The sequence below is a fragment of the Kitasatospora sp. NPDC004531 genome (assembly GCF_053602195.1).
Genome location: NZ_JBSGDD010000041.1, coordinates 26754 through 50493, shown reverse-complemented (window position 1 = coordinate 50493; position 23740 = coordinate 26754). Strand labels below are relative to the sequence as shown.

General features: G+C 74.9%; 20 protein-coding genes. 10 read left to right on the top strand and 10 right to left on the bottom strand.

Going from position 1 to position 23740, the window contains the following annotated elements:
* Positions 1-69 precede the first annotated feature (69 nt).
* Together ACWEMJ_RS18375 and ACWEMJ_RS18370 are read right to left on the bottom strand one after the other, a co-directional pair.
* Entirely contained in the window at positions 70-1611 is a 1542-nt protein-coding gene (locus ACWEMJ_RS18375; RefSeq protein ID WP_452138098.1) for an MFS transporter, read from the bottom strand.
* A gap of 154 nt (positions 1612-1765) precedes the next feature.
* The gene (locus ACWEMJ_RS18370; protein ID WP_452138097.1) at positions 1766-2290 is read right to left on the bottom strand and encodes an RICIN domain-containing protein; all 525 of its coding nucleotides are present in this window, start codon (positions 2288-2290) and stop codon (positions 1766-1768) included.
* 195 nt (positions 2291-2485) lie between these two features.
* Here ACWEMJ_RS18370 and ACWEMJ_RS18365 point away from each other — a divergent pair, with 195 nt between their 5' ends.
* Positions 2486-3994: a helix-turn-helix domain-containing protein gene (locus tag ACWEMJ_RS18365; protein ID WP_452138096.1), complete on the top strand. Its 1509-nt coding sequence runs from the start codon at positions 2486-2488 to the stop codon at positions 3992-3994.
* A 7-nt stretch (positions 3995-4001) separates the two neighbouring features.
* The gene (locus ACWEMJ_RS18360; RefSeq protein ID WP_452138095.1) at positions 4002-4307 is read left to right on the top strand and encodes a DUF6191 domain-containing protein; all 306 of its coding nucleotides are present in this window, start codon (positions 4002-4004) and stop codon (positions 4305-4307) included.
* A 26-nt stretch (positions 4308-4333) separates the two neighbouring features.
* Here the strand turns inward: ACWEMJ_RS18360 and ACWEMJ_RS18355 are convergent, their stop codons facing one another.
* A complete protein-coding gene (locus ACWEMJ_RS18355; RefSeq protein WP_452138094.1) occupies positions 4334-7834 on the bottom strand; it encodes an NACHT domain-containing protein in 3501 nt (1166 codons plus the stop codon).
* 127 nt (positions 7835-7961) lie between these two features.
* Between ACWEMJ_RS18355 and ACWEMJ_RS18350 the strand changes: the two genes are divergently transcribed.
* The gene (locus ACWEMJ_RS18350; protein WP_452138093.1) at positions 7962-8213 is read left to right on the top strand and encodes a hypothetical protein; all 252 of its coding nucleotides are present in this window, start codon (positions 7962-7964) and stop codon (positions 8211-8213) included.
* A gap of 132 nt (positions 8214-8345) precedes the next feature.
* On the opposite strand, the gene ACWEMJ_RS18345 is transcribed toward ACWEMJ_RS18350, so the two are convergent.
* Positions 8346-9746, bottom strand: a complete 1401-nt coding sequence (locus ACWEMJ_RS18345) for a cytochrome P450 (protein WP_452138092.1) — start codon at positions 9744-9746, stop codon at positions 8346-8348.
* A 179-nt stretch (positions 9747-9925) separates the two neighbouring features.
* Positions 9926-10438: a DUF1453 domain-containing protein gene (locus tag ACWEMJ_RS18340; protein WP_452138091.1), complete on the bottom strand. Its 513-nt coding sequence runs from the start codon at positions 10436-10438 to the stop codon at positions 9926-9928.
* A gap of 78 nt (positions 10439-10516) precedes the next feature.
* On the opposite strand from ACWEMJ_RS18340, the gene ACWEMJ_RS18335 reads away from it, so the two are divergent.
* From ACWEMJ_RS18335 to ACWEMJ_RS18325, 3 genes are all read left to right on the top strand, one after another.
* On the top strand, positions 10517-11137 hold the full coding sequence (locus ACWEMJ_RS18335) for a TetR/AcrR family transcriptional regulator (RefSeq protein WP_452138090.1): 621 nt from the start codon (positions 10517-10519) through the stop codon (positions 11135-11137).
* A 267-nt stretch (positions 11138-11404) separates the two neighbouring features.
* Positions 11405-12517, top strand: a complete 1113-nt coding sequence (locus ACWEMJ_RS18330) for a hypothetical protein (RefSeq protein ID WP_452138089.1) — start codon at positions 11405-11407, stop codon at positions 12515-12517.
* Between the two features lie 203 nt (positions 12518-12720).
* Positions 12721-13590, top strand: coding sequence for a CHAD domain-containing protein (locus ACWEMJ_RS18325; protein WP_452138088.1), 870 nt, complete (start codon positions 12721-12723; stop codon positions 13588-13590).
* 7 nt (positions 13591-13597) lie between these two features.
* Here the strand turns inward: ACWEMJ_RS18325 and ACWEMJ_RS18320 are convergent, their stop codons facing one another.
* Positions 13598-14404 (bottom strand): NAD-dependent epimerase/dehydratase family protein, encoded by an 807-nt coding sequence (locus ACWEMJ_RS18320; protein ID WP_452138087.1) that lies wholly within the window; start codon positions 14402-14404, stop codon positions 13598-13600.
* A gap of 93 nt (positions 14405-14497) precedes the next feature.
* On the bottom strand, positions 14498-15253 hold the full coding sequence (locus ACWEMJ_RS18315) for a uracil-DNA glycosylase (RefSeq protein WP_452138086.1): 756 nt from the start codon (positions 15251-15253) through the stop codon (positions 14498-14500).
* Positions 15254-15536: 283 nt separating this feature from the next.
* Between ACWEMJ_RS18315 and ACWEMJ_RS18310 the strand changes: the two genes are divergently transcribed.
* Positions 15537-16412, top strand: a complete 876-nt coding sequence (locus ACWEMJ_RS18310) for a slipin family protein (protein WP_452138104.1) — start codon at positions 15537-15539, stop codon at positions 16410-16412.
* A 112-nt stretch (positions 16413-16524) separates the two neighbouring features.
* Positions 16525-16947, top strand: coding sequence for a CBS domain-containing protein (locus tag ACWEMJ_RS18305; RefSeq protein WP_452138085.1), 423 nt, complete (start codon positions 16525-16527; stop codon positions 16945-16947).
* An 81-nt stretch (positions 16948-17028) separates the two neighbouring features.
* Here the strand turns inward: ACWEMJ_RS18305 and ACWEMJ_RS18300 are convergent, their stop codons facing one another.
* Positions 17029-17922 carry an SGNH/GDSL hydrolase family protein gene (locus ACWEMJ_RS18300; protein ID WP_452138084.1) on the bottom strand — a complete coding sequence of 298 codons (894 nt, stop codon included), beginning with the start codon at positions 17920-17922 and terminating at the stop codon, positions 17029-17031.
* A gap of 133 nt (positions 17923-18055) precedes the next feature.
* Entirely contained in the window at positions 18056-18529 is a 474-nt protein-coding gene (locus ACWEMJ_RS18295; protein WP_452138083.1) for a PaaI family thioesterase, read from the bottom strand.
* Positions 18530-18633: 104 nt separating this feature from the next.
* On the opposite strand from ACWEMJ_RS18295, the gene ACWEMJ_RS18290 reads away from it, so the two are divergent.
* A complete protein-coding gene (locus tag ACWEMJ_RS18290; RefSeq protein WP_452138082.1) occupies positions 18634-19734 on the top strand; it encodes a PP2C family protein-serine/threonine phosphatase in 1101 nt (366 codons plus the stop codon).
* Between the two features lie 132 nt (positions 19735-19866).
* A complete protein-coding gene (locus ACWEMJ_RS18285) occupies positions 19867-22740 on the top strand; it encodes an FAD-binding and (Fe-S)-binding domain-containing protein (protein ID WP_452138081.1) in 2874 nt (957 codons plus the stop codon).
* On the opposite strand, the gene ACWEMJ_RS18280 is transcribed toward ACWEMJ_RS18285, so the two are convergent.
* Positions 22725-23723 carry a Gfo/Idh/MocA family protein gene (locus ACWEMJ_RS18280; protein WP_452138080.1) on the bottom strand — a complete coding sequence of 333 codons (999 nt, stop codon included), beginning with the start codon at positions 23721-23723 and terminating at the stop codon, positions 22725-22727. The two genes, ACWEMJ_RS18285 and ACWEMJ_RS18280, sit on opposite strands and share 16 nt — an antisense overlap.
* Positions 23724-23740 lie beyond the last annotated feature (17 nt).

Below are 23740 nucleotides of genomic sequence, written 5' to 3'. Positions count from 1 at the left end.
CGGGAACGAGGATCGACGGGCCTCCACGGTACGCGGTCGGGCCCGCGCGAGGTGCGCGGGCCCGGGGGTTCAGTGCGACGTCGCCGCAGGTGAGGGCTCCGGACCGGCGGCCGGAGCGGGAGCGGCTGGTTGCTCGGCGCGGTGCAGCAGGGCCGCCGAGACCAGGCCGCCGAGCAGGATCGCGGCCGCGCCGATCAGCTGGCTGGACGTCAGCCCGTCCGCGAACGCCGTCCGCACCGCCGCCCGGACGCCCTCGTCGGGCGTCACGGCCAGCGCCTCCGGCAGCGACTTGGCGGCCGAGGCCGGCACCTGCTCGGGCAGGCCCGCCGCGAAGCGCGAGCCGAGCACGGCGCCCAGCACGGCCACGCCGAGGCCGCCGCCGAACTCGGCGGCCGTGCCCTGCACGCCCGCGCCCGCGCCCGCCCGCTCCGGCGGGATCGCGCCCATCAGGGCCGAGGCCATCGCCGGGTTGGCGACCGCGATGCCGCCGCCCATCAGCAGCAGGCCCGCGAGCAGGCTGCCGTAGCCGTGCGAGGAGCCCGTGACGGCGATCAGCGCCAGGCCGCCGGCGAGCAGCGCCATGCCGAGGGCGACCGCCCCCGCGAAGCCGAGCTTCGGCAGCAGCCGGGCGCCGACGCCGGTCAGGTTGAGCAGCACGATCACCAGCGCCAGCGGGGTCATCCGCAGGCCGGCCTCCAACGGCTCGTAGCCGAGCACCAGTTGGAGGTGCTGGGTGAGCAGGAACAGCGAGCCCGCCATGCCGAAGGCGACCAGGACGCCGCCCGCCGCCGCGCCGTTGAACCGGCGGTTGCGGAAGAAGCCCATGTCGAGCATCGGCGTCGGGGTGCGCAGCTCCCAGGCCACGAAGGCGGCCAGCGCGGCCAGGCCGACCGCCGCCGACAGCAGCACCTTGCCCGAGCCCCAGCCGTCCGCCGGGCCGGAGATGATCGCGAACACCACGCCGACCATGCCGATGGTGGACAGCACCGCGCCCGGGAGGTCGGGCCGGCGGCCGGCCGGGTCGCGGCTCTCCGGCAGCAGGCGGGCCACGGCGACCAGGCCGATCAGCGCGACCGGAAGGTTGATCAGGAAGATCGAGCCCCACCAGAAGTGCCCCAGCAGCACGCCGCCGAGCAGCGGGCCGCCCGCGAAGCCCAGCGAGCTGACGGCGCCCCAGATGCCGATCGCCTTGGGCACCTCGTCGCCCTGGAAGACCTGCATCACCACGGCGAGGGTGGTGGTCATCAGCAGGGCGCCGCCGATGCCCATGCCGGCCCGGGCGGCGATCAGCTGGCCGGTGGACTGGGCGAAGGCGGCGAGGGCGGAGCCGATGCCGAACAGCGCGAGCCCGACCAGCAGGGCGCGCTTGCGCCCGTACCGGTCGGCCAGGCTGCCGGCCGTCAGCAGCAGCCCGGACTGCACCAGCGAGTAGGCGTTGATCATCCACTGGATGTCGGCCGTGCCCGCGCCCAACTCCTCGGTCAGCGAGGGGATCGCCACGTTCAGCACGGTGTTGTCCAGCAGGACCACCAGGGTGGCCAGGCACACCACCGCGAGGATCACCCAGCGGCGCGGGTGCGGGGCGGGTGCGGGAACAAGCGGTTGTGACAAGGGGGACCCCCAGAGCAATTGCGGCGAGCACGACGATGCGTTGTACACCGTAGAGGAATCCTTCTACGGTGTACAACGCAATATCGCGGCCCCGTCCCGGAGCGGTGGACGGACGGAAGTGGCAGCCGCCATGGGGGAGTTGACGGACCGGCCGTCAGACGTGCCAGCGCTGGTCGGCCGCGTCGTTGCAGTACCACTGGATGATCGGGGCGCGGTACGCGGTGCTGCCGCCCTGCACGCTCACGCACAGGTTCGAGTTCTTGTTCCGGAACCGCATGTTCGAGCTGTCGATCATGTAGTTGTCGATGTAGAACGTCTGGTTCGCGCCGCCGTGGCACTCCCACTGGCCGAGCTGCGCGCCCGCCGCGGTCGTCCAGCCCGGTGCCTCCAGGCACAGGCCCCAGCGGTTCACGATCTCGTACGCGCCGCCGCCGGTGTTCTCGAACGTCCACATCTGGTCGTTGTTGCCGTTGCACGACCACTGGATCGCCGGGAGGCCGTTGCCGTCGCCGCCGCCGTCGGTGGCCAGGCACCCGTTGGTGGCGTTGTTCTTCAGGTTCCCCTGGAAGTCACTGGCGGCCGAGGCGGAGCCCGTCGAGACCAGCGCGAGCGAGACGGTCAGCGCGGTGACGGCGCCGGCGGCGGTGAGCAGACGGCCGAGGCCGGTCCTGCGAGTCATGGATCCTCCAGATCGGAACTGCTGGGTGCGGTGCCCGGCCAACCTAGGGCGGACACCACGGCGCACCAGGTGCGGAGATGCCCGGTGAACCCGCCCGGACGGTGTCGAACTGCACACCGAGCGTGTTGATCTTCGGCTCGCGGCGCGGATAGCCTGGGCACGAATCGACCACGGATGTCACTCGGGGGAAGCGACATGCGCGAGACGCCCCCGCCCGCCGCCCGCACCCTCCAACGGCTGCGCCGCGCCGACGACATACTCGACCTCCAGGCCGCCGGCCGCCGCGGCGGCACCACCGCCGTCCTGCGCCGACTCGCCGCCCGCACCCGCGGCGACGTCCTGCTGCTCCACCCCACCGGCGCCGACGCCTGCCCGCCGCCCGCCCCCGTCGGCGCCGCCGAACGCGCCCTCGCCCGCAGCGCCGTCCGCGAAGCCCGCACCCGGCTCGCCGGCTCCGCCTCCGTCGGCCAGTCCGCCCTGACCTGCCTGGTCGTCACCCTGCCCGGCCGCCCCGGCACCCGCCCGCCCGTCCTCGCCGCCGTCGCCCCGCGACCCGCCCCGCCCGAGCTGCCCCTGCTGCTCGCCGACGCCGCCTCCGTCCTCGGCCTCACCTGGGACGCCGAACACGGCCGCCGCCAGGCCCACCGGGCACGACGCGCCGACACCGGCGCCCGCGAAGCCGTCCTGCACCTGCTGCTGGACGGCCAGAGCGCCGTCGCCCGGCGGCTCGCCCGCACCCTGCGCCGCGAACTGCCCGACACCGTACGGCTGTACGCCGTCGAAGGGCCCGCCGCCGCCCGCCGGGAAGCCGCCGAATGGGCCGCCGCCGAAGCCGCCTGGGTCGGACGCGAACCCGGCGCCGCCCGCACCCTCGTACTCGAAGCCGCCACCGGCGCCCGCCGACCGGCCGGCTGGCTGCACCACCCCGCCGTCGCCGACACCTGCCACGTCGGCATCAGCGAACCCCTCCCGCTGGGCGCCACCCCCACCGCCCACCGCCAGGCCCTGGACGCCCTCGCCGCCGCCCGGCGACACCCCGAACGCCGCGCCGCCCACACCCCGCCCGGCGACCTGGCCGCCGTCCTCGGACCGGCCGCGGCCCACTGGGCCGGCGCGCTGCTCGCCCCGCTGCACGCCCACCGCGCCGCCCGCCCGCAGGACCCGGACGGCCCCGCCCTGCTCGCCACCGCCGCCGCCTGGCTGCACCGCCCCGCCGACGCCGCCGCCCGCCTCGGCATCCACCGCAACACGCTGGCCGCCCGCCTCGCCCACCTCCACCGGCTCCTCGGTCTCGACCCGCACCGACTGGGCGACCGGGCCGCACTCGACCTGGCATTGAAGACCGTTACTGACGGCCCGTCAAATGTCGTGCAGAGAAATGGCATTGAAGACATTCTGAGCAGGCCGGAAGTGCGCGCGTGGGCCCGCCGCCGACTGCACCCGCTGCACGCGGCCGACGCCCCGCCCCGGCTCGCCCACACCCTCGCCCGCTGGCTCGGACACGACGCCCGCATCGCGCCCACCGCACGGGAGTTGGGCCTCTCGGAGACGGCCGTCCGCAAGCGCCTCGGCCGGATCGAGACGCTGCTCGACTGCGCCCTGCTGCGCTCGCCGACCGCCGTGCACGAGCTGTGGCTCGCCCACCGGGCACTCGGACCGGCCGACCGGTCCTGCGGGAACCACCCAGGCAGGCCCGGGAGTTGAGCCCGACATGGTGGCTCTGGTGGCGGTGATGGGCAGTCTGGTGTTCCCGGCGGCGCTGGTGCTGGCGGGGTTCGCGGCCTCGGCGGCGCGGCGGGCGGCGGCCCGCTGGGCCGGTCCGACGGGCGGCGAGCGCGGCGTCGGGGCGCAGGCGGGCGAGGAGCTGCACGCGCTGCTGTACGCGGGCAAGCGGGTGCAGCTGGAGCAGCGCCGGATCGAACTGGTGCTGCGCGACGACGAGCACGACGGCGCGCCGCCCCGCACCGGCATCGATCTGGCGGCGGGCACCGCCCGGATCCGGCGGCCGATCGGCTGACGAACTCCGTTGTCCGGAGCGGGAGTTCAGTGCGGGTCCGGTTCGAGTGCCGGGCCGAGCCAGGCCAGCATCTGCCGCAGGCGCAGCCGGGCCTGCTCGCCGATGCCCGGGCGGGCGATCAGCTCGCGCAGCCAGGACGCCGCCTCCGGGCCGGCGTCGGCGGCGAGGACGTCGTTCAGCAGCTCCCACTCCTGTTCGCTCGGCAGCCACAGCACCTCCATCGCGTGCCGCCAGCATTCGAGGGCGGCCTCGCGGTGGCCGAAGCAGGCCATCGCCCGGGCCAGGACGCGGATGTTCGACACCGACAGGTGGGTGCGGGTCTTGACGGTCTCGATCGCGGTGGGCAGGAAGTCCAGGCCCTTGACCTCGATCAGGGCGGCGAGGGCATCGGCGATCTGCGTCCCGGTGGCCGCCGGGTCGGCGAGCAGCCGCTCCGCGAGGGCTCCCGCGAGCGGAGCGTGGGCGCCGATCGAGGACTCCATGGCCGACAGCACGCCGGACACCCAGACGATGTCGAGCTCGGTGTGCTCGCCCAGGAACTGCTCCACCAGCGCGGCGAACTCGGCGGGACGGGCCTTGAGCAGCACCTTGGCGGCGTCCTCGTAGTACGACTGCACCCAGAACGGCGTCCGCAGCGCGAGCGCGGCCAGCACGGCGGCCTCGGCGTTCGCCCCCGCGTCGAGGAACTCGCGGGCGCAGCGCGGCCGTTCGGACGCCAGCAGCTGCTCGCCCTGGTGCAGCAGCGCCATGATGGCGGGCGCCGCGGCGCAGCCCTCGGCGGCCAGCCAGACGCCGACCACCAGGTAGGTCTCCCAGGTGGGCCGGTCGGGCAGCGAGAGGACCTCCCGGGCCCATTCCACCGCCAGCCGGGTCTGCCCGGCCTCGGCCGCCGCCCGGGTCAGCCAGGCCGCCAGGTACGGCGGCCGGCCGGCCGCGGTGGTGGCCTGCTTCAGCGCGTCCAGCACCACCTCCGGCCGCTCCCTGCCGTGCACCCGGACCCAGACGTCCGCCGCGGTCTTCAACGGACGCGCCGGGGCCCGCCCGCCGCGCAGGGTGTGCTCGGCGAGGCGGGCGGCCACGGCCGGCTCCCCGGTCTCCTCCAGCGTCTGCGTCAGGATGTCGAGGCCGCTGTGGTCGAACGCGGGCCGGCGCAGCGCCAGCTCCGCGAGCTCGTCGGCACACCGGCCCTGCGAGGCCTTGAGCCAGGCCCGGGCCACCCGCTGGAGGTCGTCCTTGCGCGCCGACGCGTCGGCGAGCACCTCGCGGGCCAGCTGCGCGACCTCCTCCGCCCGGCCGAGGACCTCCAGCGCCTCGGCGGCGACCGCCGTCTCCCAGGTGTCGGCCCGGATCCCCTCCCGGACCGTGCGGGTGCGGTCCACCACCGCCTGCTGGGCCCTCGCACTGATGGCCAGCGCGACCCGGGCGGCGGCCGGCAGCATGTTGTAGGCGCCGGGCAGGATGTCCGCGAGCAGCTCCTCGGCCTCGGACGGCGCGCACACCCGGCTCAACGCCTCCAGCGCGCCCAGACGCTGGGCCACCGACAGGATCCGGCTCGCCGCCAGGACGCGCAGCCGCTCCGCCGTCCCCGGCCGGTCCGCCAACGCGGACAGCGTGGCGAAGGTGTCCCGCAGCTCCGCGTCGTCCAGGTGGTTGCTGCGGACGGCCGCCTGGAGCCGCCGCAGGATCCTCGACCACATCGGCTCGCTCACCCGCACGCCCTCGGCGACCAGCAGGCCGGCCAGATTCACCGGGTCCTCGTCGTCGATCGTCCGGCACAGCAGGTGGTCGACGATCAGATCGGCGTCGCAGTCCGGCCGCTCCGCCCACAGGCACAGGGTGAACAGGACCAGGGTGTGCTCGGCCTCGCCCAGGCCCTTCGCCGCCCAGTGGGCCAACTCCGGGAAATCCGGCGGAATCTCCTCCGCGTAGGACCGCGCCGCCAGGAACTCGGCGAACGAGTGGTGCAGGAACCGCAGGTCGTCGCCCTGCGGGACGAGCAGACCGGTGCCGAGCAGCAGATGCCGCAGCTCCGCCTCCCACCGGCCCGACAGCTCCAGATCCGCCGGCCGGTGCTCGCGCACCCACCCGCGGGCGGCGGCCTCCAACGACCCGTCGTTCTCGATCCGGTGCCGGGCCAGCGCCCCCACCAACTGCTGCCGGACCTGCCGCACCCAGCCCGCCAGCTCCCCGTCCCGCCCGTCCCGGCCCGCGCTGCGGCTCACCAGGTGGTCGTGGAACAGCTGGTACAGACTCAACCGGTTCGCCGGGAGCGGACGGTGCGGATCGACGGTGGCGCTGACCGCCGCGATCGTCGCCAGCAGCGGATTCTGCACCAGTTCGCTCAACCGGCCGTCCTCGGTCTCCCGCAGGAAACGCGACGCCGCGGCCTCCGTCTCCGCCGCGTCCCGGTCCTGCGCGCGGAACCACTGGGTGGCGAAGCTGCGCAGCTCCGCCCGGCTGAACGGCTCCATCCGGTACGAGCTGAACGCGGCCCCGCGCAACGGCGTCAGCTCGATCTCCGGCAGCGGCCGGGTCGTCACCAGGAACCGGTGCGCGCCGTCCGAACGGGCATGCTGCGCGATCACCCGGATCAGCTGCGCCCGGGCCTGCCGGTCGGTGATCTCGTCCAACCCGTCGACCATCACCAGCCACTGCGCGCCCTGCACCCGGCCGGTGAACAGGCCCGGATCGGCCTCCGCCACCAGGCTGTGCCCCATGCTGTCCTTCGCCGCGTGGCACAGCGCGGCGCTCCACGAACCCGCGTGCTCCACCAGCGCGCGGGCGGCGATCCGCACCGGCACCAGCGGCTCGGTCGCCGGGGCGGCCAGACTGCTCTCCTGCCGCAGCCAGATCCGGGCCAGCAGCCAGGTCAGATGGTTGGTCAGGGTGGACTTGCCGGAACCCGGCTCGCCCGTGACGAGCAGGTGCCCCGGCCGCTCGAAGATCTCGCTGAGCGGCAGCACGGTGTCCCGCTCCGGCGAGGGCGCGTGGGTGTGCGAACCCTCCGGGTCGGTCGCGGGCGTGCCGTGCGCGCCGCCGCTCTCCCGCGACGGCGGCTGCGCCGCCCGCATCTGCTGCCGCACGTAGATCGCGGACAGCGGAGGCTCCTTGACGTCCAGCACGTCGTACGGCAGGCGGTCGGCCGAACGGGACTGCGCCTCCAGCAGGTTGCGCAACGCCAGGGCGGGCAGCGGGAGTTCGGACCAGGACGTCAGCCGCGGCCGGGTGGACTGCTGCTCGGCGGCGGTGGCGCGGTCCCTGGCGTCCTTCGCCCGGGTCCAGATCGGCACCACCTCGGCCGGGTCCCGGCCCAGCGCGGTGGCCAGCGCCTTGGTGAACTCCAGCGTCAGCAGCCGGGAGGCGTTGTGCACGCCGTACACCGCCGCCTTGCCCGCGAAACCGGTCCGGACGAAGGCGTTCGGCGTGCCGTAGCCGGCGCTCACCAGCGCCTGCCGGAACCAGGACGCCAACTCCAGCAGCTCCGGGTAGTGCTCCTGCTCGTCCTTCGGCGGACGCCCCGCTGGCATGTCCCCCCACTTGGTCCGGCGGCCGTGATTTCCCCGAATTTCCGTAGCCTAGTGGGAAATTGACGCCCCGCAAGAGCCTGGAATCCGGCCGTCCGGCCCATCCTTCTCACGAGCGGGGAGACCGACCATGGGAGTGTTCGACACCGGCGAACCGGTGGTGCTGACCGTACTCGGCGCGGCGAGCGCGGCGGCCACCGTCGCCCGCGCCTGGATCCGCCACCGCACGGCGATCCGCCTCGAACAGGAACGCACCCGCCGCGTGCTGGGCGCCCTCACCGGCGCCACCCGGCAGGGCCGGGCGGAGGTGGTGCGGGCCTGCGCGGAGCTGGAGGCGAAGGCGGGGCGGCAGGGCAACCCGCGTGGGGGCGGCGGGCGTTGAGGGGTGCGGCGAAGCGTTGGGTTCACGGTGCGGCGATCCGCAGGTGCAGGCGGCGCGGCGACGCGTTGGGCTCCTTGGGCGGCGACGCGTCGGGCTCCTTGCGTGGCGAGCCGCAGGTGTTCGGAGGCCGGCCTACGGTGCGGCGATCCGCAGGTGCAGGCGGCGCGGGCGCAGCACGGTGGCCAGCGGGACCGGGCGCAGGTCGGCGTCCGGCTCCGGGACGAGGCGGTGGCGGGAGAGCACGGTGGCCAGCGCGAGCACGCACTCGGCGCGGGCGAACAGGTCGCCCACGCACTTGCGGGCGCCCGTCCCGAACGCCAGGAACGCCTGCCGGGCGGCCGGGGTGATCCGCTCCGGCCGCCAGCGGTCCGGGTCGAACTGGGCGGGCGCGACGAACGCGGCCGGGTGCCGGGACGCCGCCGCCGGGGAGAACACCACCGTGCTGCCGGCCGGCAGGGCCCGGCCCGCCAGCACGGTGGGCGCGGTGGTCAGCCGGGTGAACAGCCAGCCCGGCGGGTGCAGGCGCAGCGTCTCCGTCACCACCCGGTCGACGGCGCCCAGCTCCGGCAGGTCCGCCCAGCCCGGCGCGCGCCCGTCCGGCAGCGCCCGGGCCAGCTCGGCCCGTACCTGCTCGGCCGCCGCCGGGTGCTGGTACAGCCGCCACAGCGCCCAGGTGAGCGTGGCCGCGACGGTCTCGGTGCCCGCCGCGAGGAGGGTGATCACCTGGTCGTGCACCTCGGCGTCGGTGAGGCGGGCGCCGTCCTCGTCGCGGGCGGCGAGCAGGGCGGTCAGTAGGTCGGGTTCGGGGGCGGGGTCGCCGCCGTTCGGGGCTTCTGTGGCAGCGGTGGTGCGGTGGGCGGCGATCAACCGGCGGGTCGCGTCGTGGAGGCGGGCCAGCTCGTGGCGGTAGCGCCGGTTGGCCGGCAGGGGCAGCCGGCGGATCGGCGCGGGCAGGAACATCTGCCGGAACAGCCCGTTCAGGACGGTGTCGAAGGACCGCTCCATGCCGCGCGCCGAGTGCGCGTCGATCGCCGTCGAGTAGAGCGTCCGGGCCAGGGTGCGCAGCGCGATCCCGTAGAAGGTCGGGAAGGCGTCGATCACCTGGCCCGATCGCCAACCGCCGGTGGCGGAGGCGATCTCGGCCTGCATGGCCTGCGTGTACCGCTTCAACTGCGGTCGGCGGAAGGCGGACTGGACGATTCGGCGATGGTGCCGGTGGTCGCGGTGCGGGCAGCTGACCAGGCCGTTGCCGGCCACGTCCCGGGCCCGGTCGTAGAACAGGCCGCCCTTGTCGAACAGCCGGTGGTCGGCCAGCACCTGGTTCAACAGGTCGGGGTGGCACGGCACCTGGGCGGTCGTCGTCCCGAGCCGCACCGCCACCAGGTCGCCGTGCACGTGCAGCGAGGCCAGGTACTCCGCCGATCCGCGCAGCAGTCGGTGCGCGTGCCCGAGCAGCGGCAGGGCGCCCGGCGCGACGGCGGCGCAGTGGCTCACGGCGGACGGCGCGGGGGAGGGGGCGGAGCTGGTCGGCATGCTTCCACGGTAGGGAGCGCGGGCCGGGGGGCCGCCGCGATGCCCGGCCCGCCGGTGGGCGGGCCGGGCGGGGGTTGGGGGCGGTCGGGGTGTGCGAACCCGCGTTCGCGGGGTAGTGCGGTGGGTGGTGGATTGACGGCGTGCGGCGGGCGCCCGGGGTGCCTGGGGTGCGTGGGGGCTCAGCGGCGCAGGCGGTCGGAGTCGAGGAGGTCGGAGAGGCCGCTGCGCTCCGGGGCGAACGGGGTGCCGGAGGTGAGCCCGCGCCATCCCACGACCAGGGCCTCGCCCAGGAAGCCGACGCCGATGGACAGTTGGACCGGGCGGGCGTCGGCCGGCAGCCCCGCGTGCTCGGCGAGGAACGCGAACCCGGCCATCAGCCCCAGCGACAGCGCGGCCACCAGGAACGTCCAGCCGGTGTACCGCTGGTGGAGCACGCCCGCGCGCGCCTCTACCCGCACGGTCGCGCCGCGCAGCGCTCCCGTCGCGAGGCCGAGCACCGTGCCCGCCGCGATCCAGGCCCAGTCGGCCGCGCGCAGGTCGTGGCGCTGCCACAGCGCCCAGGCGCCGAGCGCCGTGAGCACCACCGGCGGCGCGAACAGGTCCCGCGCGTTGAGCGGTTCGCCGCGCAGCCGCCGGACCACCACCACGACGACCACCGCCGCGATCAGGATCGCGATCAACCATCCGCGCATCGTGCCGTTCCCCCTGGAGTTTTATTTAGCTCGGATGTGCCAAAACGCAATTTAGCGCGCCCGTGCTATAACGGCAACATGCCGAAGATCGTGGACCCCGTGGAGCGCCGCCAGACCGTCGCCGACGCCGTACTGCGCGTCGCCGCGCGGGAAGGGCTCGAACACGCCTCGCTGCGCAACGTCGCCGATGAGGCCGGGCTGGCGATCGGCTCGGTGCGGCACTACTTCGCCGGCAGCTCCGAGCTGATGATCTTCGCCATGGGGGAGCTGGCCCGCCGCATCGAGTCCCGGATCCGCACCCACGCCGCCGCCCTGCTCGACCCCGCCGCGACCGGCGACCGGCGCGAGCGAACCGTCCAACTCCTCGCCGAGACACTCCCGTTGGACGCCGCGCGCCGCGAGGAATCCGCCGTCTGGCTGTCCTTCGTCACCGCCGCCCGCACCCGCCCCGAACTGCGCGGCCGCCTCGCCGAGCTGCAGGCCGGCCTCGACGATCTGATCCACCGCGTCCTCACCGAGACCCACCGCGCCGGCGCCCTCGCCCCCGGCCTCGACCTCCGCCTCGAAACCCGCCGCCTCTCCGCCCTCCTCGACGGCCTCACCCTCCAAGCCGTCCAACACCCCCTCCTGGTCGCCCCCGACGACCTCTGCGCCGTCCTGCGCCGCCACCTCGACAGCCTGGCCGCCCCACGCCCATGACCCCTGCGGCAGCTGACCTCCGGGCCGAGTCGCGCCGTGGGCGCTGAGTCCGCACGCCGTCACTCGTTGTCGATCCTGTGTTCGGAAATTGGTAGGGTACTGACCGAGTCGTCACGGGGGAGATCGGAGCGGCGACTCGCAGTAGTGAACGTGGGGGGAGCATGGGGGAATCGCGGCTTACGGCGGGGATCCGCAGGGCAACGGAGCTGCCGCAGGGCAGCCCGCCGAGCAGGAGTGAGACCCCGCAACGCGCCACGGGGGCCACTCATGACGGCTGAACAGTTCGGCGCACCCGTCCCGCCGAGGCCTGCTGCACCGCCGAGGCCGCCGGGGCGGCCGGTGGTGGTGGGGCGGGATCGGCGGCGGCGGTGGGCGTGGTTCGGGGTGGTGCTGCTCGTGGTGGGGGTGCCGGCCGGGTGGTACTACGGCGGCGGGTACGACCGGTGGCAGGACGGGCGTTCGCTGCAGGGGCTGTGTGCGGGAACGCTGGACACCGCCGAAATGAAGGACCTGCTCGGCGGGGCAGGACGGTTGCGCGGGTACGAGATATCCCCGGTCGGGTGGCTCGCCAACTGCGGGCTGGCGACGCCCGACCGGCACGGGTCGCTCCTGGTCAGCGTCGCTTGGGACGTACCCCGGGCGTCCAGCGCCATGGCCCGGCTCGGGCGTACCCGCGCGGTCTGGTCGGAGGGGGTGCCGGTGGTGCCCGTCGGCGCCGGGTGGGCGGGGGTGATGTCGGCCAGGGCGGACGGCCGGGGAGACCTGGTGCTGGCGCTGTCCTGCACCGGGAAGGAAGCCGGCCGGCAGCTGATCGTCGGCCTGACCGCCGACCCGACGACGCGGGCCGAAGGCCCTGTGGACGACTTCGCGTCGGCCGAGCAGCGTGCCCGGCTGGGCCGGATCGGTGCCCGTATCGCGCAGCGGGCCAACGACATCTGGGCCTGCGGCGCCACGCTCGGCGGAAGGATCGAGCAGGTGCCGGGCCTGTCGGACATCGTGACCGCCCCGCCCGGAAAGGCGACCGGCACCTGCGCCGGGGTCGCCGGGCAGGTCCGCGAGAGCCCGGCCGACGGCACCGCACCGATCGAGGACTGCGCGGTCCTGCTGCCCGACGATGCCAAGACCGTGGGGCTGCGGCTGTCCGCCTACTACCCTCCGTTCGACTACCAGGCCAAACAGGGCGCCGGCCTGGACCGGGCGGAGACCGGACCGGGGACTGCCGGCAACCTCGGCTGGGCGACCGCGAAGTGTCCCGGCGGCACGGCCGTGTACCTGGGGAACCGCCTCGAAACGATGGACGCCCCGGCACGGGACGCCCTCGCCGCGTTCGCCCGGCACTCCGCCGAACGCCACGGCTGCTCGGCACCCGCGCTGCCCTGACAGCACGCCTCCCGGACGCCCGGCCGCTGCCGCACCACGCGGCGGGCCGGGCGTCCGGTGTGCTGTGCAGGGGAGAACACGTCCAGTAGTGGGATTGTCGTTGTGGAGAACGGAAGTTGAGGTCTGGCACTCCCACCCGCCCCGGCGCGGCACCGCGCTCGGACCCCGGCCGGCGGCCTACCCTGGGCAGCACGGAAGGACGGGTGGCGAACGTGGCACACCGGATCGACGGCAGCGCGGGGGACGTCCTCACCGCACGCCTGCGCGAGCAGACTGCGAAGCTGGTCGCACTGGAGAGCGACGCCCGCGCCGACCGGCCCGACGCCGTGCACCAGATGCGCGTCGCCGCCCGCCGGCTGCGCAGCGTCCTGCGCACCCACCGCCGCCACCTGTCGGGCGACCACACCGGGCTTGAGGACGAACTGCGCCGACTCGGCCGCACCCTCGGCCGCGCCCGGGACGCCGAAGTGCTGGGCGAACGCCTGCTCGGGCAGGCCCGCGAACTCCCCGACGGCGGCGACCGCGAACGCGTCCTCGCCGAACTCGCCACCTGGAGCAGCCGGGAGGCCCGCGAAGGCCGCACCGCCGTCCTTGCCGCACTCGACGGCCGGCGCTTCCGTGAGCTGCTCGACGCGCTCACCGCCCTTGCCGAGGACCCGCCGCTCAGCGCCCGTGCGGCCAAGCCCGCCGGGCCCGAACTCACCCGCATCCTGCGCCACGAACACCGCCGTACCCTCAAACGCCTCGCGGCCGCCGAACACGCCCCCGACGGCCCCGACCGCGAACACGCCCTCCACGACGCCCGCAAAGCCGCCAAGCGCGCCCGCTACGCCGGCGAGACCGCCGGCCGCTCCGCCGCCGGCAGCTTCACCCGTCGGATGAAGGTGCTGCAGGACGTCCTCGGCCGCCACCAGGACGCGATCGTCGCCCGCGAGGCGGTGCGGGGGCTCTCGGACGGCGGCTTCGGGTACGGGGTGCTGTTCGGGCGACAGGTGGGGGAGGCCGGTTTCGCACGGGAGTTGCTGGCCGGGATGCGGCGGAGGGTGGCGCGTCGGCCGAAGCGGATCCGGTGACGCGGCGCTACGGGGCGAGGTGGGGGAGGGTGAACTCGGGGAGCGCGTACGGGCCCGCCTGCGGAGACGCGGGGTCGGCGGGACGGTCCGCGCCCGGGATGCCGGCGGCGTACCGCTCGGCGTCGTCGAGCGGGGTGTAGTCGAGCACCGCCGGGTCGGGCAGCGCCCAGAAGCGGCGGGAGTTGGCGGAGACGGCGTACGCGACGGCGAAGCGGACGGCGGGCGGGGCGGTCAGGGCGGCGTGCAGGAAACCGATCGCGTCGCGGTGGCTGAGCCAGGTCGCCAGGTGGCGGGGCTCGGTGGGCGCGGCCTCGAAACTGCCGATGCGCAGGCAGATCACCGACAGCCCGAACTTGTCGGCGTAGAGCCGCCCGAGGGCCTCGACGGCCGCCTTGCTCACGCCGTACAGGCCGTCCGGGCGCACCGGGTCCTGCGGGTCCGTGAGGTGCCCGACGGGATAGAAGCCGGCCGCGCGGTTGCTGCCGGCCAGCACCACCCGCCCGATGCCGAGGCGGCGCGCCGCCTCCAGCACGTGGTGGGTGCCGAGCACGTTCACGTCGAGCAGGTCCGGCAGCGGGGCCTCGTCGGGAATTCCGGCCAGGTGGAGCACCTGGTCGACGCCGGCGAGCGCGGCCTCGACGGCGGCCGCGTCACGCAGGTCGACGGTGCGGACCTCCTCGTGGTCGGCCTCCGGCCGGAGTGGCGCCCGGTCGAGCAGGACCAGCCGTGACGCCCGGTCCCGGAGTGCCGCGCGGGCGACCGTTCCGATGTTCCCGGCCGCGCCGGTCAGCGCCACCGTACCCAACTGCCGCATCAGGCCTCCCCGGAGGATTCGGTCGTTCGGATTCTGGTGGCAGGGCGCCCCGTGAGCAACCGTGGGCCGTCGCCTGCGCCCGGCGGTGTGCCGTCAGGCGGGCGCCGGCCCGGCCGGGTCGAGGCCCGCCGTGGTGGCGGCGGTGCGCAGGAGGTCGTCGACCATGGTCGGGGTGAGGCGGCCGGTGTAGGTGTTGCGGGGGCTGACGTGGAAGCAGCCGTACAGGTGCAGCGCGGGGCCGCCGTCGGCGGCGGGGAGGACGGCGTGGGCGCCGTGGCCGAACTGCGGTCGCGGTCGCGGGACTTGCCAGCCCGAGGCGGCCAGGGCCGGCAGGATCGCCTGCCAGGCGAAGCCGCCGAGGGCGACCACGGCGCGCATCGTCGGACGCAGGTACTGGAACTCGCGGACGATCCACGGGCGGCAGGTGTCGCGTTCGGTGTTGGTCGGCCTGTTCTCCGGCGGGGCGCAGCGAACCGGGTCCGTGATGCGCACCCCGTACAGCTCCAGGCCGTCGTCGCGCCAGGTGGAGTGCGGTTGGGAGGCCAGGCCGAGACGGTGCAGCGAGGCGTACAGCAGGTCGCCGGACGGGTCGCCGGTGAAGATCCGGCCGGTGCGGTTCCCGCCGTGCGCGGCGGGGGCGAGGCCGACCAGCACCAGCCGGGCGTCGCCCGGGCCGAAACCGGGAACCGGGCGCGCCCAGTACTCCTGCCCCTGGAACGCCCGGCGCTTCACCCGGGCCGCCTGCTCACGCCACTCGACCAGCCGCGGACAGGCCCGGCAGTCGATCACCGACTCGTCCAATTCGGCCAGCCCGTGGACATGTTCGACCAGCACGGAGGGCAGTTCCATGGCCCCGATCCTACGGGCGCGCAGCCGCCGCCGGGCGCTGCGGCAGCGGAGGCGCGGAGGCCGAGGCAGGGGAGGCGTGGAGGCGTGGAGGCGCGGAGGTCGAGGCAGGGAAGGGTGCGGGCGAGGCCGCCGCGTTCGGCGGCGCCCCGGGCGGGTGGTCGCGGAGTAGCGTGGAAATACGAGTGTGCGTGCCGTACGGGTCGAGGTGACGGCGATGATCGTGGTCGACGTGGTGATTGCGCTGCTGTTGCTGCTGGCGGTGTTCGCCGGCCTGAGCGTGCGCATGGTGCAGCAGTACCAGCTCGGGGTGGTGTTCCGGTTCGGGCGGGTGCTGGACGAGGTGCGGGCGCCGGGGCTGGTGAGGATCGTGCCGATCGCCGACCGGCTGCGGCGGGTGAACGTGCAGATCATCACGATGCCGATCCCCGCGCAGGAGGGCATCACCCGGGACAACGTGACCGTGCGGGTGGACGCGGTGGTGTACTTCAAGGTGGTCGACCCGGTGAAGGCGATCGTCAACGTGCAGGACTACTCCTTCGCGATGTCGCAGGTCGCGCAGACCTCGCTGCGGTCGATCATCGGCAAGAGCGAGCTGGACGACCTGCTGGCCAACCGCGAGCCGATCAACCAGGGCCTGGAACTGATGCTGGACAGCCCCGCGCTGGGCTGGGGCATCCAGATCGACCGGGTCGAGATCAAGGACGTGGCGCTGCCCGAGTCGATGAAGCGCTCGATGGCCCGGCAGGCGGAGGCGGACCGGGAGCGGCGGGCCCGGATCATCACCGCCGACGGCGAGTTCCAGGCGTCCGCGCGCCTGTCGGAGGCGGCGAAGGTGATGGCCGCGACCCCGGCGGCGCTGCAACTGCGGCTGCTGCAGACCGTGGTGGAGGTCGCCGCGGAGAAGAACTCCACGCTGGTGCTGCCGTTCCCGGTGGAGCTGCTGCGCTTCCTGGAGAGCTCGACCGAGCGCAACGCCGCGCAGGCCGTCGAGGCCACCGAGGTCGCGGCGCAGCTCGCCGAGACGGAGGGGCTCGGCGAGCAGGGGGAGGACGAACTGCCGCCGGATGTCGAGCAGTTGGAGCTGCCGCAGGTCGCGCCCGGAGCCGAGGTCGGAGGGTCGGAGCGCCCGCTGAACGTGGCCCCGCGCCACGCAGCGTGACCGCAGGGCCGGAGCGCGGGGCAAGGTTCGGTGCCCGGGGTGGCGGGCGGGACGGCGGCGGGGCCAGCATGGAAGACGGCCAGTGGACACAACCAGCTCGGGAGGTCCGGCCATGACCACCGCCAAAGAGATCATGCACCCGGGAGCGGAGTGCGTCACCGGTGAGCAGACCCTCGCCGACGCCGCCCGGATCATGCGCGAACGCGACGTCGGCGCACTGCCGATCTGCGGCGAGGACCAGAAGCTGATGGGCATCGTCACCGACCGCGACATCGTGCTCAGGTGCGTCGCCGACGGACGCGACCCCAGCACCGTCCGGTGCGGCGAACTCGCCTTCGGCCGCCCGATGGTGGTCGAGGAGAACGAGGAGGCCGATCTGGTGCTGGAGGTGATGGAGGAGCACCAGGTGCGCCGGCTGCCGGTGATCAACCACCCCGACCACAAACTCGTCGGCATGATCAGCGAGGCCGACATCGCCCGCCACCTGCCGCAGGAGCGCGTCGCGGAGTTCGTCACCGCCGTCACCGCCCGCTGAGCGTCCCGGCGGGACCCGGGCGGCACCGCGTCCGATCCGGGTGGTCGGGACGCGGTGCCGCCGGGTGCCGTCGGCGCGGTGTCAGTGCAGGTACTGCTTGGGCAGCTTGGCGAGGAACGCGTCCGCGATCACCTGGTAGCCGGCGTCGTTCGCGTGGATGTCGCCGCGCGCCATGTTGGTCCACTGCATGACCCGGGCCACATTCAGCGGCACCTGCCGGCCGCCCAGCGGGACCAGCGGCGCGAAGGAGTTGGTGTCGAACGCGCCCGCCACGTCGGCGGTCGGGACGCGGTGGCGGGCGTCCACCGTCTCGATCACCGAGTTGAGCGCGTTGGCCAGCGGCACCGACGCGGTGGCCATCGCCTCGCCCTGGGCGCCCGTCATCCAGGCGGCGAGGAACGGGTCATACAGGTTCATGCCGACGATCCGGGTGTGCGGGCCGGCCGCCGCCCGGAGCTCGCCGAGGATCCGGTCCAGGCCGGTGCGGACCTGCTCGATGCCGTTCAGCGCGCACGGCAGGTCCAGCGAGCCGCCCGCCGCGCAGCGCTGCACGTCGTTGGCGCCGATGTCGATCGTCACCAGCACCTCGTCCTTCCAGTGCGCCTTCAAGTAGGCGACCGCGGCGTCCAGTTGGGAGCCGTCGAAGGAATTCGGGTACGGGCAGCCGCCGTTCGCCATGGTGCCGGTGGTCTCGCCCGGGCAGCCCAGGTCGGTGAACTCGAACGGCCGGCGGTCGTCCGCCGCCCGCTCACCCAGCGTGCGCGCCAGGTCCTGGGCGTAGCCGCGGCCGACGACGTGGCCGCCGGTCGGGGTCGACTGGTAGCCGGCCGCCAGCGAGTCGCCGAGCGCCAGGTAGTACGCGGTGGCGTGCTGCCCGCCCGGCGCCGCCGAAGCGGGGACGGTCGCCGCGCCGGTGAGCGTCAGAGCGGCGAGCGCGGCCGCAACGAGCATGCGGCGGCTGGGAATCGGGCGCATGGAGCCTCCAGGGCGAATGATCGCGAACAGAGTGATGACGGGAGGCTACTGCCGGGTACGGCCGCCGCGACAGGGGTGTGCAGGTGCGGGATCGCCGGGCACCCGGCGGGCGGCTCGGGCCCGGCCCGGGGTCTCAGCCCGGGAACGCGTAGACGGTGGTGGCCTGCGCGACCGGCTCGTGCGGGGCGTCCGGCGTGGCCAGGGTGATCTCCGCGAACGCGATCCGGCGGCCCAGCTTGGTCAGCCGGGCCGTCACCAGCAGATCGGTGTCCCGGGCCGCCCGCTGGAAGGTGATCGACTGCTGGACGGTGGTCATCGGCGCGAAACCGCCCAGCGCGGAGGACACCGCGACCACCGTCGCCGTGTCGGCCGCCGCCATCATCGCCTGGCCCGACAACCCGCCGCCGTCCCGGGCCAGCCCGTCCGACCACGGCAGCCGCAGCACCGCGTGCCGCGGACCCGTCTCCACCACCGTCAACCCCAACGCCCGCACCCACGGCGCGAACCGCTCGGCGAGGATCAGCTCGCCCTCGGCGGGCTCCAGGCCCTTCGCCGAGGTGACACCGGCTGTCGTTGTGGCGGCGGGCGGGTTCGGGGTGGACGTCATGGCGTGATCGTAGGGGCGGCCCCTCACCCCGCGCCATACCCCGTGCACGCAGCGTCCACCAGGTCGTGGGCGGCCCCGGCAGGAGGCATGGTGGTGGAGTGGGAGTGCGGCAGAGTCTGGCGAACCTGCGGAGCGAGTGGCGCACCGGACACCTGCTGGTGCTGCTGCCGCTCAGCCTGATCACGCTGATCACCGTCGTCGACGTCTCGATCACCCCGACCATCCACCTCGGCCCGCTGCTGGTCGCCGCCCCCGCGATCACCGCCTCCTTCGCCGGCACCCGCCTCACCGCCCTGGTCGGCGCCCTCGCCCTCGCCGCGCAGATCGTCATCGCGGTCTGCCGCGGCGGCCTGCTCACCGCCAACCACCTGGCCCAGCTCGCCGCGCTCGCCCTGGTCACCGCCGTCGTCGTCGCGTTCTGCCGGATCCGCGAACGCCACGGACGCGAACTCACCCAGGTCCGCACCGTCTCCGACGCCGTCCAACGCGTCCTGCTGCGCCCCCTGCCCGAACACGCCGGCCCGCTGCGGATCGCCACCCGCTACCTCGCCGCCGCCGACGAAGCCAACGTCGGCGGCGACCTGTACGCGGCCGTCCGCACCGAGGACGCCACCCGGCTGCTGATCGGCGACGTGCGCGGCAAGGGCCTGGACGCCGTCGGCGACGCCGCCGCGCTCATCGGCGCGTTCCGCGAACTCGCCCACCAGCACGCGGACCCGGCCCGGCTGGCCGACGCGCTCGAAACCTCCTACCAGCGCCACCTCGCCGAACTCGCCGACACCGGCCACGAGACCCGCGAGAACTTCGTCACCGCGCTCGTCCTCGACCTGCCCGACCACCACCCCGTCGTCCGCCTCACCCACTGCGGACACCCGCTGCCCCTGCTGCTCACCCCCGGCCACGCCCGCCTGCTGCCGCTGCGGCACCCCGGGCCCCCGCTCGGCATGGGCAAGCTCACCGCCACCGACCGCCGCACCGAGGAGTTCGCCTTCCCGCCCGGCAGCACCCTCCTCCTCTACACCGACGGCGTCACCGAAGCCCGCGACCACGACCACGCCTTCTACCCCCTCCCCACCCGCGCCCCCGCCCTCACCGCCGCCACCCCCCACGCCCTCCTCGACCGCCTCCGCCACGACCTCCTCACCCACGTCGGCGGCCGCCTCCTGGACGACGCGGCCCTGGTCGCGATCGCCCGCGAACACTGAGGCCCACGCCGCGGCAGGGCGGCCCGCGCGCGCCCCGCCGCGGCGACGAGGCCGCCGACCGCCCGCCAACCCGACCCGCCGTTTTCGGGCGGAGGCCGGGTGCCGGCCGCCCCCGGCTGGAATGATCGGGGGATGGCCGCCTCCGATCTCGCCCGCGCCCTCGCCGACGCCGTCCGCGGGGAGGTGCGCTTCGGGATCGCCGAACGGGCCGTGTACGGACAGGACGCGTCGAACTACCGGCAGGTGCCGCGCGGAGTGGTGAAACCGGCGGACGCGGACGACGTACGGGCGGCGCTGGCGGTCTGCCGGCAGTACGGGGTGCCGGTGGTGGCACGCGGAGCGGGGACGAGCATCGGCGGGCAGGCGATCGGGCCCGACGCAGTGGTGCTGGACCACCGGCGGCACCTCGGACGGGTGCTGGAGATCGACCCGCAGGCCCGCACCGCACGCGTCGAACCCGGCACCGTGCTCGACGAACTCCAGCGCGCCGCACGGCCGTTCGGCCTCAGGTTCGGGCCGGACCCGTCCACCCACAGCCGCTGCACGATCGGCGGGATGATCGGCAACGACGCCTGCGGCGCGCACTCCCTCGCCTGGGGCCGCACCTCCGACAACCTGCACAGCCTCGACCTGCTGCTCGCCGACGGCACCGAACTCACCGCCACCGGCCCGCTGCCACCCGCCGAGCGGGCCGCACTCGCCGCCGGGCCCGGCCGACTCGCCCGCCTGCACCGGGAGTTGCAGGCACTCGCCGCCGACAACCTGGCACTGCTGCGCCGCGCCATGCCGGTCCTGCCGCGCCGCGGCTCGGGCTATCCGCTGGACGCGCTGCTCCCGGAACGCGGCTACGACCTGGTGCGGGCCGTCACCGGCACCGAGGGCACGTGCGCCCTGCTGCTCGGCGCCACCGTCCGCCTGGTGCCCGAACCCCCGCACCGCGCCCTGGTGCTGGCGGGCTACCCGGACGAGACGGCCGCCGCCGACGCGGTGCCCGCGCTGCTCCCGCTCGGCCCGCTGACCTGCGAGGGAATGGCCGCCGACCTGGTCGCCGCCCTGCTCGCGACCGGACCGCGCCCGCCCGTCCTGGACCGGATGCCGGACGGAGCCTGCTGGCTGTTCCTGGAGACCGGCGGCGACACGGCCGCCGAGGCCGTCGACCGGGCCCGCCGACTCGCCGACGCCGTACGGCGGGAGCGCACCGCGACGGTCGCGCTGGTCACCGACCCGGCCGAGCAGCGCGCGCTGTGGTCGATCCGCGAGGCCGGCGCGGGCATCGTCACCCGGCTGCCACCCGGCCCGGACGGCACGCCCGGCGGCGCGGCCTGGCCCGGCTGGGAGGACTCGGCCGTCCCGGTCGAGCAACTCGGCTCCTACCTGCGGGAGTTGCGGGCCCTGCTGAAACGGCACGGGCTGCGCGGCGTCCCCTACGGCCACTTCGGCGAAGGGTGCGTGCACCTGCGGCTCGACTTCCCGGTGCGCGAACGACCGCCCGCCATGCGGGAGTTCCTCGAAGAGGCCGCGGACCTGGTGGCAGCGCACGGCGGTTCGCTCTCCGGCGAGCACGGCGACGGTCAGGCCCGGGCCGAGCTGCTGCCCCGGATGTTCCCGCCCCAGGTGATCGACCTGTTCGCCCGCTACAAGCAGATCTGGGACCCGGACGGCCTGCTCAACCCCGGCCTGCTGGTCGACCCGCGCCCGCTGGACGCCGATCTGCGCTTCCCCGGACGGGAGTTGCCGCTCACCCTGGCCTACCCCGAGGACGGCGGCAGCCTGCTGAACGCGGTGCACCGCTGCGTCGGCGTCGGCAAGTGCGTGGACACCACCAGCGGGGTGATGTGCCCCAGCTACATGGTGACCGAGGAGGAACGCCACTCCACCCGAGGCCGCGCCCGGCTGCTCGGCGAGATGCTGCGCGGCGACCTGGTGACGGACGGCTGGCGCTCCCCGGAAGTCCGCGAGGCACTCGACCTGTGCCTCGGCTGCAAGGGCTGCGCCAGCGACTGCCCCGTGCACGTGGACATGGCCGGCTACCGGTCCGAATTCCTGTACCACCACTACCGGTTCAGGCCCCGCCCGGCCGCCCACTACTCGCTCGGCCTGCTGCCGCTGTGGCTGCGCCTGGCCCACCTCGCGCCCCGCGCCGCGAACGCCGCGCTGCGCGGCCGGGTCAGCGGCGCGCTGCTCAAGCGCCTCGGCGGCATCGACCCGCGACGCGACCTCCCTGCCCTCCCGCCGCGCCGCTTCACCGCCTGGTTCCGCAGCCACCGCGCCGCCCACCCCGTCGACCCGGCGGCCCCGGCGGTCCTGCTCTGGCCCGACTCGATGTCCGAACTCCTCGACCCCGCACCGGCGATGGCGGCCGTGCGGGTGCTGGAACACCTCGGCTTCCAGGTCCGCCTGCCGGACGGCCCGGTCTGCTGCGGCCTCACCCTGATCGCCAGCGGCCAACTCGCCACCGCCCGCCGGGTGATCCGCCGCTCCGTGCGCCACCTGCCGCCCGACCTGCCGGTGATCGGCCTGGAACCGTCCTGCACCGCCACCCTCCGCGGCGACTGGCCGAAACTCCTCGACGGCACCGAACTCCCGTCCCGGGTGCGCACCTTGGCCGAGTTCCTGGACGAGCGGGAGGTCGCCCTGCCGCAGCTGACCGGCACCGCGATGACCCAGGTGCACTGCCACCAGCACGCCGTCCTGGGCACCGCCGCCGACCAGCGCCTCACCGCCCGCCTCGGCCTGGCCAACCGGCAACTCGACGCCGGCTGCTGCGGCCTGGCGGGCGCCTTCGGCTTCGAACGCGGCCACTACGAGGTGTCCGTGGCCGCCGCCGAACGCGCCCTGCTGCCCGCCGTCCGCGCCGCCGCGCCGGACACCCTGCTGCTCGCGGACGGCCTCAGCTGCCGCACCCAGCTCACCCAACTGGAGCCGTCCGCACGGCCGTTGCACCTGGCCGAAGTGCTGCTCCGGGCGATCGGGCAGCCCGGACGGTCCGATCACTCGCCCGGGTAGCGCACCCCGATCCGCTCGCGCACCGCGTCGAGGGTGCGCATCACGGCGAGGGTGCCGTCCAGCGGCACCAGGGGGGACTCGGTCGCGCCGGCCCGCAGGCAGCGCACCACCTCGGCGGCCTCCAGGCCGTAGCCGTGCCCGGCGGCGGGCGGGGCGGCGAAGGTCTCGGGTGAGCGGCCGTCGCGGTGCAGGGTGAAGGACGCCGGGTGGAAGAAGTCGCGCTCGATCTCGATGCGTCCCGATCGGCCCTGGACCGAGGCCCGTTGGCCGCACTGGGCGTCGAGCGAGCAGGACAGCAGGGCGGTCGCGCCGCCGCGGTGGCCGAGCAGGACGGCGGTGTGCGCGTCCACTCCGCTCGCGGTGAGGCGGGCCTGCGCCTGGACGGTCTCCGGTTCGCCGAGCAGCAGCTGGGCGAAGGCGACCGGGTAGACGCCGAGGTCCAGCAGGGCGCCGCCGCCGGCGGCCGGGTCCCACAGCCGGTGGGCCGGGTCGGTGGTCGCGGCGAAGCCGAACTCGGCCTGGACGCAGCGGACTTCACCGATCGCGCCGTCGGCGACCAGCTCGGTGATCCGGCGCACGTTCGGGTCCAGGTAGGTCCACATGGCCTCCATCAGGAACACCTCGCGCTTGCGGGCGAGCGCGACCAGCTCGGCGCTCTGCTGGGCGTTCAGCGTGAACGGCTTCTCGCAGAGCACCGCCTTCCCCGCCTCCAGCAGCAGCTTCGTCGCGCTGTGGTGCGCGGCGTGCGGGGTGGCCACGTACACCACGTCGACCTCGGGGTCGCTGGCGAGCTCCTGCCAACTGCCGTACGCCCGGGGGATGCCGTGCCGTGCGGCGAAGGCCCGCGCGGACTCCTCCCGGCGGGAGGCCACGGCGAAGGCCTGGGCGCCGGGGACGGCGGCCAGGTCCTCGACGAAGGAGTTGGCGATGCCGCCGGTGGCGAGCACGCCCCAGCGGATCGGACGGTCGGTGATCGGCTGCACGGTGGTCCTTCGCGACG